We start from the raw sequence: 17,558 nt of genomic DNA, 5'->3' as shown, positions 1-17,558 counted from the left end.
GGTTAGACCCTTCTTTCGGATAGAAGGGTTTCTTTATCATTAGTACGCAATTGCTTAATTATATAATTGAGTTTCTCTGCTTTAACGATAAAATAACAAAATATTGATAAATATAAGGATAGAAAGGATGGCGATTATAATGGTAAAACCTGTTATAGCCATTGTAGGACGACCGAATGTTGGGAAATCGACCATTTTCAACAGAATTGTTGGAGAGAGGATTTCTATCGTAGAGGATATCCCTGGAGTAACACGTGATCGAATTTATAGCTCTGGGGAATGGTTGACACATGATTTTAATGTAATTGATACGGGTGGTATAGATATAGGAGATGAACCTTTTCTCGAGCAAATTCGCCAACAGGCGGAAGTAGCTATTGACGAAGCAGATGTTATTATTTTTCTAACAAATGGTAGAGAAGGAGTAACCGCTGCAGACGAAGAGGTAGCAAAGATTTTATATAAATCAAAAAAACCAATCGTATTAGCTGTTAACAAGATTGATAATCCTGAAATGCGTGAACAAATCTATGATTTTTATTCTTTAGGCTTTGGAGAACCAATACCAGTATCAGGCTCACATGGACTTGGATTGGGAGACCTACTGGATGAGGCAGCCAAACACTTTCCAAAGGATAAGGGTCAGGATTATGATGCAGATGTCATTAAATTTTCTTTAATTGGCCGTCCGAATGTTGGAAAGTCATCATTAGTGAATGCGATACTGGGAGAAGACCGTGTTATTGTAAGTGATATTGCTGGAACAACAAGAGATGCTGTGGATTCACCTTATACGTATAATGGCGACAGGTATGTCATTATTGATACGGCTGGAATGCGGAAAAAAGGAAAAGTCTATGAGAGTACCGAAAAATATAGTGTACTCCGTGCCTTAAGGGCAATAGAACGCTCCGATGTAGTCTTAGTTGTCATAAATGCAGAAGAAGGAATCATTGAACAGGATAAGAAAATTGCAGGATATGCACATGAAGCAGGCCGGGCGATTGTTATTGTGGTCAACAAATGGGATGCTGTTGAAAAAGATGAAAAAACAATGAAGGAACTTGAACAGAAAATTAGAGAGCATTTTCTCTACTTAAGTTATGCTCCGATTGTTTTCTTATCTGCCAAGACGAAAAAACGTATTCATACATTATTACCAATGATTAATACAGCTAGTGAAAACCATTCAATGCGTGTCGAAACTAGTGTATTAAATGATATAATTATGGATGCGGTAGCTATGAATCCAACACCTACTGATAAAGGTCGTCGATTAAAGATTTATTACACCACACAAGTAGCTGTTAAACCGCCAACCTTTGTTGTGTTTGTTAATGAGCCAGAATTAATGCATTTCTCTTATGAGCGCTTCTTAGAAAATCGAATTCGTGAAGCTTTTGGATTCGAAGGAACCCCGATAAAAATTTATGCCAGAGAAAGAAAATAATTTTACGGTGGGAGTGAGCTAAATGCAGGAAAATAAGGAAGCTGTAGCCGTTATTGGTGCTGGAAGCTGGGGTACTGCCCTTGCAATGGTCCTTGCAGACAACGGACATGAAGTCCGACTGTGGAGCCATAATGAATCCCAAGTTAACGAAATAAATCAATACCATATGAATAAAAAATACTTGCCAGATATACAGCTGCCTGAATTAATTGTCGGCTATGCGTCATTAAGCGATACGTTGGCAGGAATAAAAACAGTTATTTTAGCGGTTCCGACGAAAGCGATCCGTGAAGTACTTGGGAAGGTACGTACTGTTCAAAACTCACCTTTGACCATTGCGCATGTAAGTAAAGGGATTGAGCCTGATACCCTTTTGAGAATATCAGAACTGATTAAAGAAGAGATGCCAACGGAGCTTTTAAAGGCTGTCGTAGTCCTCTCAGGTCCTAGCCATGCTGAGGAAGTCAGCAGGAGGCACCCAACCACTGTAACGGTATCATCTGAAGATATGAGTGCCGCTGAAGAGATACAAGATTTGTTTATAAATCATAATTTTCGAGTATATACCAATCCAGATGTGATTGGAGTTGAAATTGGCGGCGCATTAAAAAATATCATTGCCTTGGCTGCCGGAATAACGGACGGGCTGGGGTATGGTGATAATGCAAAAGCTGCATTAATAACAAGAGGGTTAGCAGAAATAGCTAGACTTGGAACCAAAATGGGAGCTAACCCGTTAACGTTCTCTGGATTAGCAGGTATAGGGGATTTGATTGTAACTTGTACAAGCGTCCATTCAAGGAACTGGAGAGCGGGAAATCTGCTCGGTAAAGGGAATAATCTTGAAGAGGTTCTAGATAACATGGGAATGGTTGTAGAGGGTGTTAGAACGACGAAAGCAGCCTATCAGCTTGCCGAAAAGTATAACGTCAGTATGCCGATTACTTGTGCCCTTTACGATGTATTATTTAATGGGAAAAACGCAAAAGATGCGGTAGATGTATTGATGGCCCGTGGTAAAACCCACGAAATGGAAGATTTGGTGAATATTCTTGAGGAAAGAAACCTTGAAGATTAAAAATTGTGCATTTTTTATTGAAAAATAGGCATTCATTGAGTGCGTTTCGCCTCATGGTTGCATACAATGCAAGCGAAGCACACGTGTAGTATGAACCGAATCAATGGGTTATTTAGTCACTAAGACTGAAGTAAGGAATTCGCCCCTCTTTACTTCAGTTTTTTTTTGTTAAGGTTGTGTCGATTTGTGCTCCATGCACTTCGCTTTCCGCAGGCGGTACGGGAAGCCTCCTCGACGCTAAAGCGTCTGCGGGGTCTCCCCTGCCCCGTCCTCCTGCAGGAGTCTCGTGCCTTCCGCACAAATCAACACATTATAGACTGTAAAAAACAAAAGTTTTCAAGAAATCGTCTTCCTTATGGTATAATAGCTTTCGGAATAAGGGGGGTGTCCTAATGTCACCAGGTATGTTGAAAATGTGGATATCGATTGCGGGGATGGGTCTTATGTTCCTGGCGATTTTTACAATATATCTAAGTCGGTATAAGTTAAAAGGTATTCTAAAGGTTTTAACTGCGGTCTTAGCTTACATTTTTTTAATTATTTCAGGTATTACGTTATTTGTTGTTCTTTTTACATAATACAAAAAAACAGGTGATTGTATGAATTGGAAAGTCATTTGCACGATACTAATCTTTACAACTTTGATATTATCAGGATGCATGTATCCAAAAGAGAAGTTAGCTGAGAATCAAATCCCCTATATCGACCAAATCCAGGCAGTTCAACAAGCTGTGAACTCTTTTAAGGAGGACAATGGGGGGATTTTGCCGATAAAAACTAGAGATGCAGTGACTCCAATCTATCAAAAATATCCGATAGATTTTAAAAAAATCGCTCCCAAGTATCTTGCAGAGCCCCCAGGGAATGCTTTTGAGAGTGGCGGGATCTTTCAATATGTTCTTGTAGATGTTGAAACCAATCCTACTGTAAAACTTTTAGATTTGAGGATGGTTGATACGATTCGTGATATCAAACTGCGGATTAAATCCAATGGATATCCGCCATATAAAGACCAACTTAGTGATCATGTCTATACGATTGATTATAATGAATTAGGATATAAGCAGGAGCCATATGTTGTTAGTCCATTTTCTAATCAAAATCTTCCATTTGTGGTCACAACAGATGCTGAAGTCTATGTTGATTATCGACAAGATTTATTTCAACTGCTAAAAAAGGCGGAAAAGTCAGTAAAACCAGGTGAGGATATACGTAATATTCTTGTGGAAGATTCCATGTTTGTTCCTGCCTATTCTTTGCCTTACACAATTGATGAAAATAATGAGCCAGTTTTTTTAAAGCAATAAGGATGTCAAATAGTCATAACCCTTCACCTGCGAAATATATTGTAGGAGTAGGGTTTTTTTTTGGGCAAAAAAGGATCTCTTGTACTTTGCTTTGGGAACCCTCATTCAATCAACTGTTCAGACACAACAGATACGTGCATATTCATGGATTATTTATTTAAGGGGGTAAAAAATTATAAAAAAGTGTCATAACAATATAGGACAACGTCATAAACATATATTGTCCAAACATATCTTGATGGATAATATTATCCCACTTTACTCTATGATCGGGAGGGGATCACTTGGAAAAGGTTGATATTTTCAAAGATATTGCCGAAAGAACTGGCGGTGATATTTATTTAGGAGTAGTAGGTGCTGTTCGAACAGGAAAATCCACATTTATTAAAAAATTTATGGAGCTTGTGGTTTTACCGAATATAGACAATGAGGCAGAGAGATCAAGAACAGTCGATGAACTTCCTCAGAGTGCTGCAGGGAAAACAATCATGACAACAGAGCCAAAGTTCGTACCGAATCAAGCGGCAACTGTTCATGTTGATGAGGGTCTAAATGTAAATATTAGACTGGTTGACTGTGTTGGTTACACTGTTCCAGGTGCGAAAGGGTATGAGGATGAAAATGGACCTAGAATGATTACTACCCCTTGGTATGAAGAACCTATCCCGTTCCATGAAGCAGCTGAAATTGGAACGCGTAAAGTTATTCAGGAGCATTCTACAATTGGCGTAGTGGTTACTACTGATGGAACAATTGGGGAGATCCCAAGAAGCAATTATATTGAAGCTGAGGAAAGAGTCATTAATGAGCTGAAGGAGGTTGGCAAACCGTTTATAATGGTTGTCAATAGCGCCCAGCCATATCACCCTAGTACGGAAACGCTTAGGTCTAGCTTAGCAGAAAAGTATGACATTCCTGTCCTTGCTATGAGTGTTGAAAGCATGCGTGACAGTGATGTACTTAATGTTCTCAGAGAGGCTCTATATGAGTTTCCAGTCCTTGAGGTTAACGTTAACCTGCCAAGCTGGGTAATGGTATTAAGAGAAAACCACTGGCTTCGTGAAAGTTATCAAGAAGCTGTAAAAGAAACAGTTAAAGATATCAAGAGATTAAGAGATGTGGATAGGGTTGTACAGCAGTTTAGCGACTTTGACTATATTGAGAGAGCAGGGTTAGCTGGAATTGAAATGGGTCAAGGTGTTGCAGAAATTGACTTATTTGCTCCAGACGAACTTTACGACGAGATTTTAAAAGAAATTGTCGGGGTGGAAATCAGGGGTAAAGATCATCTCCTTGAGCTCATGCAGGATTTTGCACATGCAAAAGCCGAATATGACCATATTTCTGATGCTTTAAGAATGGTTAAACAAACTGGCTACGGTATTGCGTCTCCGTCACTTTCAGATATGAGCCTGGAAGAGCCTGAAATTATCCGTCAGGGTGCAAGGTTCGGAGTTAGGCTGCGAGCGGTTGCTCCATCAATTCATATGATAAAGGTTGATGTTGAATCTGAGTTCGCTCCGATTATTGGGACAGAAAAACAAAGTGAAGAGTTAGTTCGATACCTAATGCAGGACTTCGAGGATGATCCATTATCCATCTGGAATTCTGATATATTTGGGCGCTCGTTAAGCTCTATCGTTAGGGAGGGTATCCAAGCCAAGCTTTCCTTAATGCCAGAGAATGCAAGATATAAACTAAAAGAGACGTTAGAGAGAATTATTAACGAAGGATCCGGCGGGTTGATTGCAATTATCCTTTAAGCTTGAAGACTCCAGCTGGAGTCTTTTTTCTTTTTTACAAAAATCTACACCTAAAATTTCGAAATTAAGTAGAAATTTGTAGAAATGAAGAAAAGATTACCATTATTTCATGATTTATTCTTGATAAGCGTAAATGATTGTGATAATCTTTTATCAGACTTACGTTTGGTGCTTAAAACCTTTATATAATAAGGTTTTTATTAAAAAAGTAGATTAAAATATCAAAATCAATAATTTTTGATTACTTTGCCAATAAAACCGCGCTAAGACGTATAGAAATAAGAAAAATTGTTTAGAAATGTAGATAAGTAATCTTATTTACGATTCTTAACTGATATTATCGGGAGGAGGTGAATAGCATGAACAAGACAGAACTAATTAACGCAGTTGCAGAAGCAAGCGAGCTTTCCAAAAAAGACGCTACAAAAGCAGTTGATGCTGTTTTTGATTCAATTCTAGATGCTTTGAAAAATGGAGATAAAGTCCAACTAATCGGCTTTGGTAACTTTGAAGTACGCGAACGTGCAGCACGTAAAGGACGTAATCCTCAAACCGGTGAGGAAATCGAAATTGGTGCAAGCAAAGTTCCTGCTTTCAAACCAGGAAAAGCACTTAAAGATGCAGTAAAATAATTACATAAATTTATTGCCTCGGCAAGAAGGTCATGGTAACTACCATGGCCTTTTTTCTATGGTCCTTTAACTTTGAACATCAATTTTGTTGTGCTAATATGTAATTGTCATATATACTTGGTTGATATATAGTAGGGGGAATATGCATGTCTGAAGTGAATCGTACCCAAATTGAAGAGGCAGTACGTTTAATATTAACAGCGATTGGTGAAGATCCGAGTAGAGAGGGCTTGCTTGATACTCCGAAAAGAGTAGCAAAAATGTACGAAGAGGTATTTAGTGGTCTTAATGAAGATCCGAAAGTACATTTCGAGACCGTATTCAGTGAAGACCATGAAGAATTAGTTCTAGTGAAGGATATCCCGTTCTATTCCATGTGTGAACACCATCTAGTACCTTTCTTTGGAAAAGCTCATGTGGCCTATATTCCTAAAGATGGTCGTGTGACAGGGTTAAGCAAATTGGCAAGGGCAGTAGAGGCAGTCGCTAAAAGACCGCAGCTGCAAGAGAGAATCACTTCAACCATTGCTAATAGTTTGATGGAAAAATTAGCTCCACATGGAGTAATGGTTGTTGTAGAAGCTGAACATATGTGTATGACAATGCGCGGGGTTAAAAAACCAGGATCAAAGACAGTAACAACTGCAGTTCGAGGCAATCTTGCAAATGATACCATTGCACGTTCTGAAATATTATCTTTAATAAAGAATTAGTGGGGTGATACTATGGAAAAACGACAACCACAAAATAGCGATTTTATTGTGATAAAAGCAGTTGATGATGGCGTTAATGTGATCGGACTAACGCGAGGAAGTGACACAAAATTTCATCATTCTGAAAAGCTGGATAAGGGTGAAGTGCTTATTGCGCAATTCACTGAACATACATCAGCAATTAAAATTAGGGGAAATGCAAAAATAATGACACAATTTGGCGAAGTTGAAAGCGAAATGAAAAAATAATCTATCATTAGATTTTTCATTCTAATTTTAAATCGGTGAAAATGTTTTTATTTTGTGAATTTCTGCCCATACATACGCTTTTATGATATAATTGTCACTGCCTTGTTTACACAAAAGGATCGTAATAACTATATTAATTCGGGGAAGCAAGGGTGATTAATTTGCCAGACATTCGACAAAAGTTTACAGACATTAAGGAGCAAGTTGAGCAAAAAGTATATCATCCTTACTTGCTAAAATATATTGAGAAGCCTGTAATTGATGAAGATAAACTGCTTATTCTTGTATCCATTATGGATCGACTCGAATTGTCTTACAATGAGTTAAAAAATTATACGATGACAACTATGCTTATCCAGATTGCCCTTGATACCCATGAGCACATATCGAATGCAAATGTGGATGAAAAAAATAGACAATTAACGGTCCTGGCAGGGGATTATTATAGTGGTTTATATTATAAACTATTGGCAGATGCTGGAGATATCGTCATGATAAAAGAACTCTCCAAAGGGGTAAAAGAGGTTAATGAACATAAAGTTTCTGTCTATCAAAAGGAACTTAACGATATCGAAAACCTAATGACGAGTATTAAGAAAATTGAAAGCTCTATATTTGTTAAATTCTCTGAATGTTTTAAAGTGGACTTATGGAATGAGTTTATTGCCAACTTATTTTTTTTCAAGCGCTTGCTTAACGAGAAGAATCTGTTTATAGAAGCAAAAAGCAGCTATGTGTTTGAATACATGAAAAATATTACTATTCCAAATAAACACGTTTCAATAAAAAATCTATCAGAAAAACAGCAAAGAGATTTGCTTGTGATTTGTGATCGTTATCTTGATTCTTCAAAACAATTCCTATTAAAAGGAATAGATCAGCTGCCATATTTAAACGATATGCTTGAAGCTAGAATTACTTCGATCATTAATGAACATCAACCAATTGCGAAAACTTTAGTGGAAGAAGGGTAAGCAAATGCAGCAATCTAAGGAACAACGAGTTCATAAGGTCTTTGAGAAAATATCCGATAACTATGATAAAATGAACTCGGTTATTAGTTTTCAGCAGCACATCAAATGGCGTAAGGATACCATGAGAAGGATGAATGTCAAGCCAGGTTCTAAAGCGCTGGATGTATGTTGTGGAACAGGGGACTGGACGATTGCTTTAGCTGAAGCTGTTGGTCCTTCCGGTGAAGTGACTGGATTGGATTTTAGTCAAAATATGTTGAATGTTGGGATTGAAAAGGTAAAAAGCCTTGGACTAAAACAGGTTAACTTAATTCATGGTAATGCGATGGAACTGCCTTTCCCCGATAATAGCTTTGATTATGTAACAATTGGATTTGGATTACGAAATGTTCCGGATTACCTTCAAGTATTAAAGGAAATGAATCGGGTGTTAAAGCCTGGAGGCATTGCCGTTTGTCTTGAAACCTCACAGCCTACTTTAATAGGGTATAAACAGCTATATTATTTTTATTTTAAATTTATCATGCCTATGTTTGGCAAGTTATTTGCAAAGAGCTATAAAGAATATTCCTGGCTCCATGAATCTGCCCGTAATTTTCCGGGTATGAAAGAATTAGCTAAAATGTTTGAGACTGCCGGCTTTAAAGATGTTTATTTTAAACCATATAGTGGTGGAGCTGCGGCCGTTCATTTCGGATATAAAAAGTAACTATTACTAGACATGCAAACAGGATGAAAAGCTGGTGAATACAAATGAAATTAAAGATGATGTATTCATTTTTGAATTCAGATATAAATACAATCGAAAGAAAATTAGAAGAGACCATTCAGGCGGATTCTCTTCTTTTGAAACGTGCTTCTTTGCATACCCTTCAGGCAGGAGGAAAAAGAATTCGGCCCGTTTTTGTTTTATTGGCAGGTAAGTTTGGTCAGTATGATATTGATATAATGAAAAACGTTGCTGTTGCTTTGGAGCTTATACACATGGCATCATTGGTACATGATGACGTCATTGATGATGCGGATTTGCGAAGAGGTCAGCCAACAGTTAAAGCAAAGTGGGATAACAAGACTGCTATGTATACGGGTGATTTTATCTTTGCACTTTCACTTGAATTGATGAGTGAAATAAATAAGCCCATAGCTCATAAAATATTAGCTAATACCATTGTTGAGGTATCAGTTGGTGAAATTCAACAAATAATGGATAAGTACCGCTTCAATCAAAATCTCAGGGATTACTTGCGCCGGATCAAAAGGAAGACAGCGCTGCTCATATCTGCAAGCTGCCAACTTGGTGCTATTGCTGCCGATGTTGAAGAGTCTACTCATAAAAAACTATACTTATTTGGTTATTACGTTGGCATGGCATTTCAAATTACAGACGATATCTTGGATTTTACTTCCTCAGAAGAGGAGCTAGGTAAGCCTGCAGGCAGTGACCTGCTTCAAGGGAATATTACAGCTCCCGCTCTTTATGCAATGGAGAATGAAAACATTCGCAGGGAGATTGAAAAGGTTCACGAAGACATGGAGCATGCTCAAATTCAAAAAATTATCAGCCTTATTAAAGAATCCGGTGCCATTGAAAAGTCAATCGCATTAAGCGATTTGTACTTAGATAAAGCACTAGCAGTACTAGAAGAGTTGCCAGCTAATCGATCAAAAAAAACACTTCGCGATATCGCAAAATTCATCGGTCGCCGAAAATATTAACAAAAAGGTGCCAATCTGTGATTAGCTCCTCAGATTGTCGAGAAAGGTATCTTTCTCGGCAATTTTTATTTTTTTGCCTGCCCAAAGGCCTGTTGATTTCCGCTCCAGGTGCTTCGCTTTCCGCGGGCGTGCCGGGCGAGCCTCCTCGGCGCTTAAGCGCCTGTGGGGTCTCCCCAGCCCCGTACTCCCGCAGGAGTCTTCGCACCTTCCGCTCCAATCATCAGGGGGAATGAATCAGGAGATTGCCACACACTTTTTCAAACCTGGCTAAGTACGTTGCAATCTTTTTCATGTTTTGGCATGCTGCGATAAGTAACACTTGCTCACTCGCATTGTGCAATCCTCGTAACCTACAATAGTGATGCCCATGCAGTTCTTTTGAATCTGCGAAGCTTCACACTACCTTTTCAGTTCAAAATTTAAAAAGTGAATCGATAAAGTTATTGAAAATTAAAGGGTCTTTTCTAACAGATAGATGCTTTTATCAATATTGAAAGGAACGGTCCATTTGTATACATAAGACAACATTTTATACGAAAAGAGCCAAAATAAAAGACTTTCGAGAGTTTCTCGACAGCCTGAGGAGCTAATCTGTGATTAGCTCCTTTTTTAGGAACTTGCCTTATGCCTGTCGTCCCTGCCCAAGGCGCTTCCGCTTTCTGGCTTGCGAAATATTCAAAAAAATGATAACATTTTCAATGGATTGTCCCACTATGACAATTATTAAATTATACATACTATTTTAGGAGTGGAATTCATGGAAAAAACTTTTTTAATGGTCAAGCCTGATGGTGTTCAACGTAACCTAATCGGAGAAATCGTTGCTCGTTTTGAAAAAAAGGGCTTCCAATTAGTTGGCGCTAAATTAATGAGCATTCCGACTGAACTTGCACAGGAGCACTATGGTGAGCACAAAGAACGTCCATTCTTTGGTGAATTAGTAGACTTCATTACATCTGGTCCTGTTTTTGCTATGGTTTGGCAAGGTGAAAATGTGATTGCTACTGCACGTCAAATGATGGGTTCAACAAATCCTAAAGATGCTGCACCAGGCACAATCCGTGGCGACTTTGGATTAACGGTTGGAAAAAATGTTATTCACGGTTCGGATTCACCTGCAAGTGCAGAGCGTGAAATTGGATTGTTTTTTAAAGATGGCGGCGTAGTAGAGTACTCTAAACTAGTGAACGAATGGATTTACTAATTTAGATATAAAAGGCACCTTGTATGCATATACAGGTGCCTTTTTTGTATGCGCATACATCAAAATGATTAAAATAATTCTGAAACAATAGTGTACAAATTGGTTAACTGTTATTATCATTAAATAAATAATCATCTATCAATTTATGCTATTTTCAGATAATTATACTAGGTTTATTATTCTAATTATGGTATATTGATTAAAATCCTTTAATGAGTTGAAGGGGGAAAGTGTAATGGGAATGAGATACTTAACAGCTGGAGAATCACACGGTCCGCAATTAACGACAATAATCGAGGGACTGCCAGCAGGAATGCCATTATTAGCTGAGGATATTAATACAGAGCTTGCAAGAAGGCAGCAGGGATATGGCCGCGGTAGACGTATGCAAATAGAAAAGGATACAGTTGAAATCACATCTGGAGTAAGACATGGTGAAACACTTGGATCTCCAATTGCGCTGGTAGTAAAGAATAATGACTGGAAGCATTGGACGAAAATTATGGGTGCAGATCCATTATTAGAGGGACAAGAGGATGAAGTAAAAAGAAAAATAACTCGTCCAAGACCTGGGCATGCAGATTTAAATGGGGCAATAAAGTATGGTCATCGAGATATGAGAAATGTTCTTGAGCGGTCATCTGCTCGAGAAACTACTGTAAGAGTAGCTGCTGGTGCAGTTGCTAAGAAACTATTATCTCTAGTCGGAGTTACACTTGTTTCCCATGTTGTTGAAATTGGCGGTATTAAGGCCAAGCCAAACACAGATTTATCAATCGAAGAAATTAAGGAAAGAACAGAGCTATCATCCGTACGCTGTGCAGACCCTAGTGTAGAACAGGAAATGATGGATGCGATTGATAATGCTAAGAAGAATGGTGACTCAATTGGCGGAGTTGTTGAAGTCATAGCATCAGGTATGCCACAAGGAATAGGAAGCTATGTGCAATATGATAGAAAATTAGATGCAAAGCTTGCAGCAGCGATAATAAGTATTAATGCGTTTAAGGGAGTAGAATTTGGTATAGGCTTTGAGGCTGCGAGAAAGCCTGGCAGTGAAGTGCATGATGAGATTGTTTGGGATGAAGAAAATGGTTACACACGAAAGAGTAACCGTCTAGGCGGTTTTGAAGGCGGTATGACAACGGGAATGCCAATTGTCGTTCGCGGAGTAATGAAGCCAATTCCAACGCTATATAAGCCGCTTATGAGTGTTGACATCGATAGTAAGGAGCCATTTTCTGCAAGTGTAGAGCGTTCTGACAGCTGTGCTGTTCCTGCAGCAGCTGTAGTGGCAGAAAATGTGGTCGCATGGGAGCTTGCAAATTCTCTTATTGAACAATTTTATAGTGATCGGTTTGAGACATTCGCTGCTGAAATTAACAATCAGCGTGAATATGCGAGGAAATTTTAATGGAGACCATTGAAATTCAAACGAGTTCCAAACGCTATAATGTGTTTGTTGGTGAAGGCGTAAGATGCGAAATAAGTACCTTTTTTAAGAATCATTTTACAAATCTGACTAGAATATTAATAATTACGGATGAAACAGTTGGCAGGATTCATCTTGATAAGGTTTTACCGTTATTAACTGAATGGAGTCCAATTGTCTTTACTGCTCCTAGTGGTGAAAAAGCAAAAACGTTCGAGGTCTTCTATGACGCATTATCTATGGCATTAGAAAACCGCCTTGATCGAAAATCTGCCATCCTCGCTTTTGGCGGCGGTGCAGTAGGTGACTTATCTGGATTTGTTGCTTCAGCATTTATGAGAGGAATACCATTTATCCAAGTTCCAACTACCATCCTCGCACATGATAGTGCAGTTGGTGGAAAAGTAGCTATTAATCATCCTCTAGGGAAAAATATGATTGGGGCATTTCATCAACCAGAGGCTGTTTTTTATGATTTAGAATTACTCCGTTCACTTCCTGAACAAGAAATACGTTCGGGCTTTGCAGAAGTTATTAAGCATGCACTTATTTATGATGCTAGCTTTTATCAATGGTTGAAGTCAGATATTGAAAATCTTAATTCATTAACCTCTGAACATTTATTTAAATCACTTACAAAAGGGATTCAAATTAAAAATGAATTTGTGTCAAAGGATGAAAAAGAGACAGGTATTCGTGCTTACTTGAATTTTGGCCATACACTAGGTCATGCGATTGAATCAGAAATGGGCTATGGTAACTTTACACATGGTGAAGCAGTAATGATTGGTATGGTTTTTGCACTAAAGATAAGTAAAGAGGTTGCAGGCCTATCTTTTGATACAGAAGAGTTTATTTCCTGGGTTCAAAGACTTGGGTACCAAACAGAAATACCAGCTCATTTATCCGTGGAGCGTTTGTTGTCAAAAATGAAGCAGGATAAAAAGTCTTCAGGCGGATCAGTAAAGTTTGTATTGTTAGAGCAAATAGGGGAACCAAAACTTCAGGAGCTATCGGATGATTTTCTATTAGGACAGCTCAAGAATTTTTAATAACAAGGGGGGGCTTTTCATGATTAGAGGGGTGAGGGGAGCAATCACCGTCGATTGCAACACCGAAGAAGCAATCGTTTCTGCAACAGAAGAGCTTGTGAAACAATTGATTGAGGGAAACAATATTCTTCCTGACCAAGTAGCTTCTGTTTTTATTTCAACAACAGAGGACTTAAACGCAGTTTTTCCAGCAAGAGCATTGCGTAAATTTGCCGGCTGGACCTACGTTCCTGTTATGTGCATGAGAGAATTACCAGTGCCAAATTCTTTAGAAATGTGCGTTAGAGTTATGATGCATGTGAATACTGCAGTAACACAAGAGGATATTGTGCATGTTTATTTAGAGGGAGCAAAGGTATTAAGACCTGATTTAGGAAATACCTTGGCAAAATAGACAGCATTTATTAATTATCATGTTAAGGATGGGGTGGAGAATAAATGAGATGGAAAAAGCAGTTACTAACACTGACACCATATCAGCCAGGTAAATCAATTGAGTCAGTTAAAAAACAATATAATTTAGAACAGATTGTTAAGTTAGCCTCAAATGAAAATCCGTTTGGGTGTTCAGATAAAGTACTATCTGCACTAAAAGACAATCAACCAGGCTTTGCTATTTACCCTGATGGTTATATGACCTCATTAAGGGAATCTGTAGCATCTTTTTTAAATGTAAGTCAAGATGAGCTAATATTTGGGAACGGTTCGGATAACATTATCCAAATTATTTCAAGGTCATTATTACATCCAGGGGCAAATACGGTAATGGCGACCCCTTCTTTTTCTCAATACAAGCACAATGCTGTGATTGAAGGAGCAGAGATTAGGGAAATTCCACTACTTAATGGCGAACATGATTTAGAGGAAATGTATGCTGCTATTGATGAAAATACCAATGTTGTCTGGGTTTGCAGCCCAAATAATCCAACTGGTACATATGTATCAAAAAATAAATTAATTGCCTTTTTAGATCAAGTTCCTTCCCATGTTTTAGTGGTTTTGGATGAGGCATATTACGAATACGTAGTTGCTGATGATTACTATGATTCAATTCAATTAGCAGGTAAGTATCCAAATTTAATTGTGTTACGAACTTTTTCTAAAATCTACGGGCTTGCTTCATTAAGAGTTGGATATGGTATTGCCAACCGGTCAATTATTCAAGCACTCGAACCTGCTAGAGAACCTTTCAATGTTAATTCATTTGGACAAGTGGCGGCACAAGCTGCTCTTTACGATCAGGAGTTTGTTGAAAATTGTAAAGAGAAAAACAGACAAGGTTTGACTCAATTTTATGATTTCTGCAAACAACACGAACTAGAGTTTTATCCTTCTCAAACTAATTTTGTTTTAATAGATATAAATGCCGATGCTGATCAAGGATTTCAATTTCTATTAGAAAAAGGGTATATCGTGAGATCCGGGAAAGCTTTAGGATTCCCTTCTTCATTAAGAATTACTGTTGGTTCGACAGAACAAAATGAAGGTGTGTTAAAAGCGTTAGGTGAATTTTTAACACAACAAAATACAGCTAAGCTTAGTGAGAATTAGGGGGACTACCAATGAAAGGCCGAGTTTTTGTTATTGGGCTTGGGTTAATTGGCGGTTCTTTAGCTTTATGTATTAAGAAAGAACATAAAGATGCTATCATAATAGGCTATGATATTCATCAAGAACAAGCTAGACTAGCTAAAATGCTGGGTGTTATTGATGAGGTGGCTGATCATATAGCAGAAGGTGCCGCATCCGCAGATTTAATAATTATTTCCGCACCAGTAATCGAAACGGAAGCGATTATTCACTTATTGTCGGAGCAGCCGTTAAATCCAGACGTCATCATTACTGACACAGGGAGTACCAAAAGTAAAATTGTTGCTAACGCTGCCGGCCTAATGAAAAAAGGTTACACCTTTATCGGAGGTCATCCGATGGCTGGCTCCCATAAAAGTGGTGTGTCGGCTGCAAAAGAAATTCTTTTTGAGAATGCCTTTTATCTACTAACGCCAGAGGAACATATTGAAAACACCAAAGTGGATATGTTGAAGGCTTGGCTTAACGGGACAAGTGCAAAATTCTTAATTGTCACCCCTGATACTCATGACTATTTAACAGGAATCGTCAGCCATTTCCCTCATATCATTGCAGCTTCTATAGTTCGTCAGACGGAGAGGTTAGCTGGAGAAGAGAGTCTTATTCCTCGTTTAGCTGCAGGGGGATTTAGAGATATTACTAGGATTGCTTCTAGCAGCCCAGCAATGTGGAAGGATATATTACTGCATAATCGCGAGGTTTTGATAGAGTTAATTGATAGATGGAAGGAAGAAATGGACTGGGTGAAGGAGCTACTAGTGGAGGAAAATAGTGATGGGATTTTCCGCTATTTTCAGCAGGCAAAGCAATATCGTGATGGACTGCCGGTAAGAGAAAAGGGTGCGATTCCTTCATTTTACGATTTATTTGTCGATGTTCCGGATTATCCGGGTGTTGTTTCTGAGGTAACAGGATACTTAGCAAAAGAAAATATTAGTATAACAAATATTCGTATTTTGGAAACTAGAGAAGATGAGATTTACGGGGTTTTAGTTATTAGTTTTCAAACGGAAGAGGACCGTGCGCGGGCGGAAAAGTGTATTCATTCCTGCTCAAGCTACGCTACCTCGATAGGAACATAATTTGATTTGAATATAGGTGATGAAATGGAATTAATAGCATTGCAGCCCACTAACAATGGTTTAAAGGGAATTATTGAAATACCTGGAGATAAATCAATTTCACATCGTTCTGTTATGTTTGGTTCAATTGCACAAGGTGTAACAAGGGTGACGAATTTTTTGCCGGGCGATGACTGTTTAAGTACGATTTCCTGCTTCCGAAAGTTAGGAGTCGAAATTGAAGAAAATGAAAATGGATTAACCATTCATGGAAATGGATTTGATGGTTTAAAAGAACCTAATGAGATATTGGATGTTGGAAATTCTGGAACTACTATTCGATTATTATTAGGAATTTTAGCAGGAAGACCATTCTTCTCTTCACTCATAGGTGATGATTCAATTGGAAAAAGACCTATGACAAGGGTGACCGAGCCACTTAGAACTATGGGTGCACATATTGACGGTCGTAAGAATGGAGAATTTACTCCCCTTAGTATTCGCGGTGGAAATTTAAATCGTATTCATTATAATATGCCTGTGGCTAGTGCACAGGTAAAATCTGCGTTAATTCTTGCAGGTCTTCAAGCCGAGGGAGAAACAATCATAATCGAAAAAGCTGAATCACGTGATCATACGGAAAGAATGATTCGGAAATTTGGCGGTGAAGTCGGGAAGGATAACCGTACAATTACGGTAAAAGGGTGTCAAAAGTTGATTGCTTCTGATATTTTGGTTCCTGGAGATATTTCTTCAGCAGCGTTTTTCCTAGTTGCTGGTGCGATTGTTCCTGATAGTGAAATTGTCTTAAAGAATGTAGGTCTAAATCCGACTAGAACTGGTATCATCGAGGTTATGAATCAAATGGGTGCCAATTTACAAATTCATAATTACGATGAAAATGCCTTTGAACCAACTGGAAATATTACGATTAAAACTTCAAGTCTTAAAGGAACAGTCATAGAAGGTGATGTGATTCCAAGACTAATTGATGAAATCCCAATCATTGCTTTATTAGCTACACAAGCGGAAGGAACTACCATTATTAAAGATGCATCTGAACTTAAAGTAAAAGAAACGAATCGAATTGATACAGTTGTACAAGAATTATCGAAACTTGGAGCTTCAATAGAAGCCACTGAGGATGGAATGATAATTCATGGCGGAACTACTCTCAGAGGTGGAACTGTGTCTAGTCATGGTGACCATAGAATCGGTATGATGCTTGCGATTGCTTCATTGCTTTGCAAGGACCAAGTTCATCTTGAAAACCCAGAGGCCATTTCGGTTTCTTACCCTAACTTTTTCAGCCATCTTACTAGCTTAAAAAAATAAAG

18 protein-coding genes and 1 pseudogene are annotated in these 17,558 nt (G+C 38.3%); 18 read left to right on the top strand and 1 reads right to left on the bottom strand.

Annotated elements, in window-relative coordinates:
• Positions 1–139: 139 nt before the first annotated feature.
• From der to hepT, 11 genes are all read left to right on the top strand, one after another.
• On the top strand, positions 140–1,450 hold the full coding sequence (gene der, locus M3189_RS16355) for a ribosome biogenesis GTPase Der (RefSeq protein ID WP_251635298.1): 1,311 nt from the start codon (positions 140–142) through the stop codon (positions 1,448–1,450).
• Between the two features lie 22 nt (positions 1,451–1,472).
• Entirely contained in the window at positions 1,473–2,528 is a 1,056-nt protein-coding gene (locus M3189_RS16350) for an NAD(P)H-dependent glycerol-3-phosphate dehydrogenase (protein WP_251635296.1), read from the top strand.
• A 392-nt stretch (positions 2,529–2,920) separates the two neighbouring features.
• On the top strand, positions 2,921–3,106 hold the full coding sequence (locus M3189_RS16345) for a DUF2768 domain-containing protein (RefSeq protein WP_251635294.1): 186 nt from the start codon (positions 2,921–2,923) through the stop codon (positions 3,104–3,106).
• A 21-nt stretch (positions 3,107–3,127) separates the two neighbouring features.
• Positions 3,128–3,835, top strand: coding sequence for a hypothetical protein (locus M3189_RS16340; RefSeq protein ID WP_251635292.1), 708 nt, complete (start codon positions 3,128–3,130; stop codon positions 3,833–3,835).
• Positions 3,836–4,119: 284 nt separating this feature from the next.
• Positions 4,120–5,598, top strand: coding sequence for a stage IV sporulation protein A (gene spoIVA, locus M3189_RS16335; RefSeq protein ID WP_251635290.1), 1,479 nt, complete (start codon positions 4,120–4,122; stop codon positions 5,596–5,598).
• A 359-nt stretch (positions 5,599–5,957) separates the two neighbouring features.
• Positions 5,958–6,230, top strand: coding sequence for a non-specific DNA-binding protein Hbs (hbs, locus tag M3189_RS16330; protein WP_034676225.1), 273 nt, complete (start codon positions 5,958–5,960; stop codon positions 6,228–6,230).
• Positions 6,231–6,376: 146 nt separating this feature from the next.
• The gene (gene folE / locus M3189_RS16325; protein WP_251635288.1) at positions 6,377–6,943 is read left to right on the top strand and encodes a GTP cyclohydrolase I FolE; all 567 of its coding nucleotides are present in this window, start codon (positions 6,377–6,379) and stop codon (positions 6,941–6,943) included.
• A 12-nt stretch (positions 6,944–6,955) separates the two neighbouring features.
• Complete coding sequence (gene mtrB, locus M3189_RS16320) at positions 6,956–7,192, top strand: trp RNA-binding attenuation protein MtrB (RefSeq protein ID WP_251635286.1); 237 nt, start codon at positions 6,956–6,958, stop codon at positions 7,190–7,192.
• Positions 7,193–7,344: 152 nt separating this feature from the next.
• On the top strand, positions 7,345–8,166 hold the full coding sequence (locus tag M3189_RS16315) for a heptaprenyl diphosphate synthase component 1 (RefSeq protein WP_251635277.1): 822 nt from the start codon (positions 7,345–7,347) through the stop codon (positions 8,164–8,166).
• Positions 8,167–8,170: 4 nt separating this feature from the next.
• Positions 8,171–8,875: a demethylmenaquinone methyltransferase gene (locus M3189_RS16310; protein ID WP_251635275.1), complete on the top strand. Its 705-nt coding sequence runs from the start codon at positions 8,171–8,173 to the stop codon at positions 8,873–8,875.
• A gap of 44 nt (positions 8,876–8,919) precedes the next feature.
• Positions 8,920–9,882: a heptaprenyl diphosphate synthase component II gene (gene hepT, locus M3189_RS16305; RefSeq protein WP_251635273.1), complete on the top strand. Its 963-nt coding sequence runs from the start codon at positions 8,920–8,922 to the stop codon at positions 9,880–9,882.
• Between the two features lie 220 nt (positions 9,883–10,102).
• Here the strand turns inward: hepT and M3189_RS16300 are convergent.
• Positions 10,103–10,276, bottom strand: a pseudogene (locus M3189_RS16300) (transposase); the annotation flags it as partial.
• A 363-nt stretch (positions 10,277–10,639) separates the two neighbouring features.
• Here M3189_RS16300 and ndk point away from each other — a divergent pair.
• From ndk to aroA, 7 genes are all read left to right on the top strand, one after another.
• A complete protein-coding gene (gene ndk, locus M3189_RS16295) occupies positions 10,640–11,086 on the top strand; it encodes a nucleoside-diphosphate kinase (protein ID WP_251635271.1) in 447 nt (148 codons plus the stop codon).
• A 241-nt stretch (positions 11,087–11,327) separates the two neighbouring features.
• Positions 11,328–12,500: a chorismate synthase gene (aroC, locus tag M3189_RS16290; protein ID WP_251635601.1), complete on the top strand. Its 1,173-nt coding sequence runs from the start codon at positions 11,328–11,330 to the stop codon at positions 12,498–12,500.
• On the top strand, positions 12,500–13,570 hold the full coding sequence (gene aroB / locus M3189_RS16285) for a 3-dehydroquinate synthase (RefSeq protein ID WP_251635269.1): 1,071 nt from the start codon (positions 12,500–12,502) through the stop codon (positions 13,568–13,570). The genes aroC and aroB overlap by 1 nt, the downstream gene beginning before the upstream one ends.
• A gap of 19 nt (positions 13,571–13,589) precedes the next feature.
• Positions 13,590–13,964, top strand: coding sequence for a chorismate mutase (gene aroH, locus M3189_RS16280; protein ID WP_251635267.1), 375 nt, complete (start codon positions 13,590–13,592; stop codon positions 13,962–13,964).
• 44 nt (positions 13,965–14,008) lie between these two features.
• Positions 14,009–15,121: a histidinol-phosphate transaminase gene (gene hisC / locus M3189_RS16275; RefSeq protein WP_251635265.1), complete on the top strand. Its 1,113-nt coding sequence runs from the start codon at positions 14,009–14,011 to the stop codon at positions 15,119–15,121.
• An 11-nt stretch (positions 15,122–15,132) separates the two neighbouring features.
• Complete coding sequence (locus M3189_RS16270) at positions 15,133–16,242, top strand: prephenate dehydrogenase (protein ID WP_251635263.1); 1,110 nt, start codon at positions 15,133–15,135, stop codon at positions 16,240–16,242.
• A 24-nt stretch (positions 16,243–16,266) separates the two neighbouring features.
• Positions 16,267–17,556 (top strand): 3-phosphoshikimate 1-carboxyvinyltransferase, encoded by a 1,290-nt coding sequence (gene aroA, locus M3189_RS16265; RefSeq protein WP_251635261.1) that lies wholly within the window; start codon positions 16,267–16,269, stop codon positions 17,554–17,556.
• Positions 17,557–17,558 lie beyond the last annotated feature (2 nt).

Origin of the sequence: Neobacillus niacini, from assembly GCF_023715415.1 — a bacterium.
Lineage (GTDB): Bacteria > Bacillota > Bacilli > Bacillales > Cytobacillaceae > Neobacillus > Neobacillus niacini_C.
This window is presented reverse-complemented; position numbering and strand designations above follow the sequence as displayed.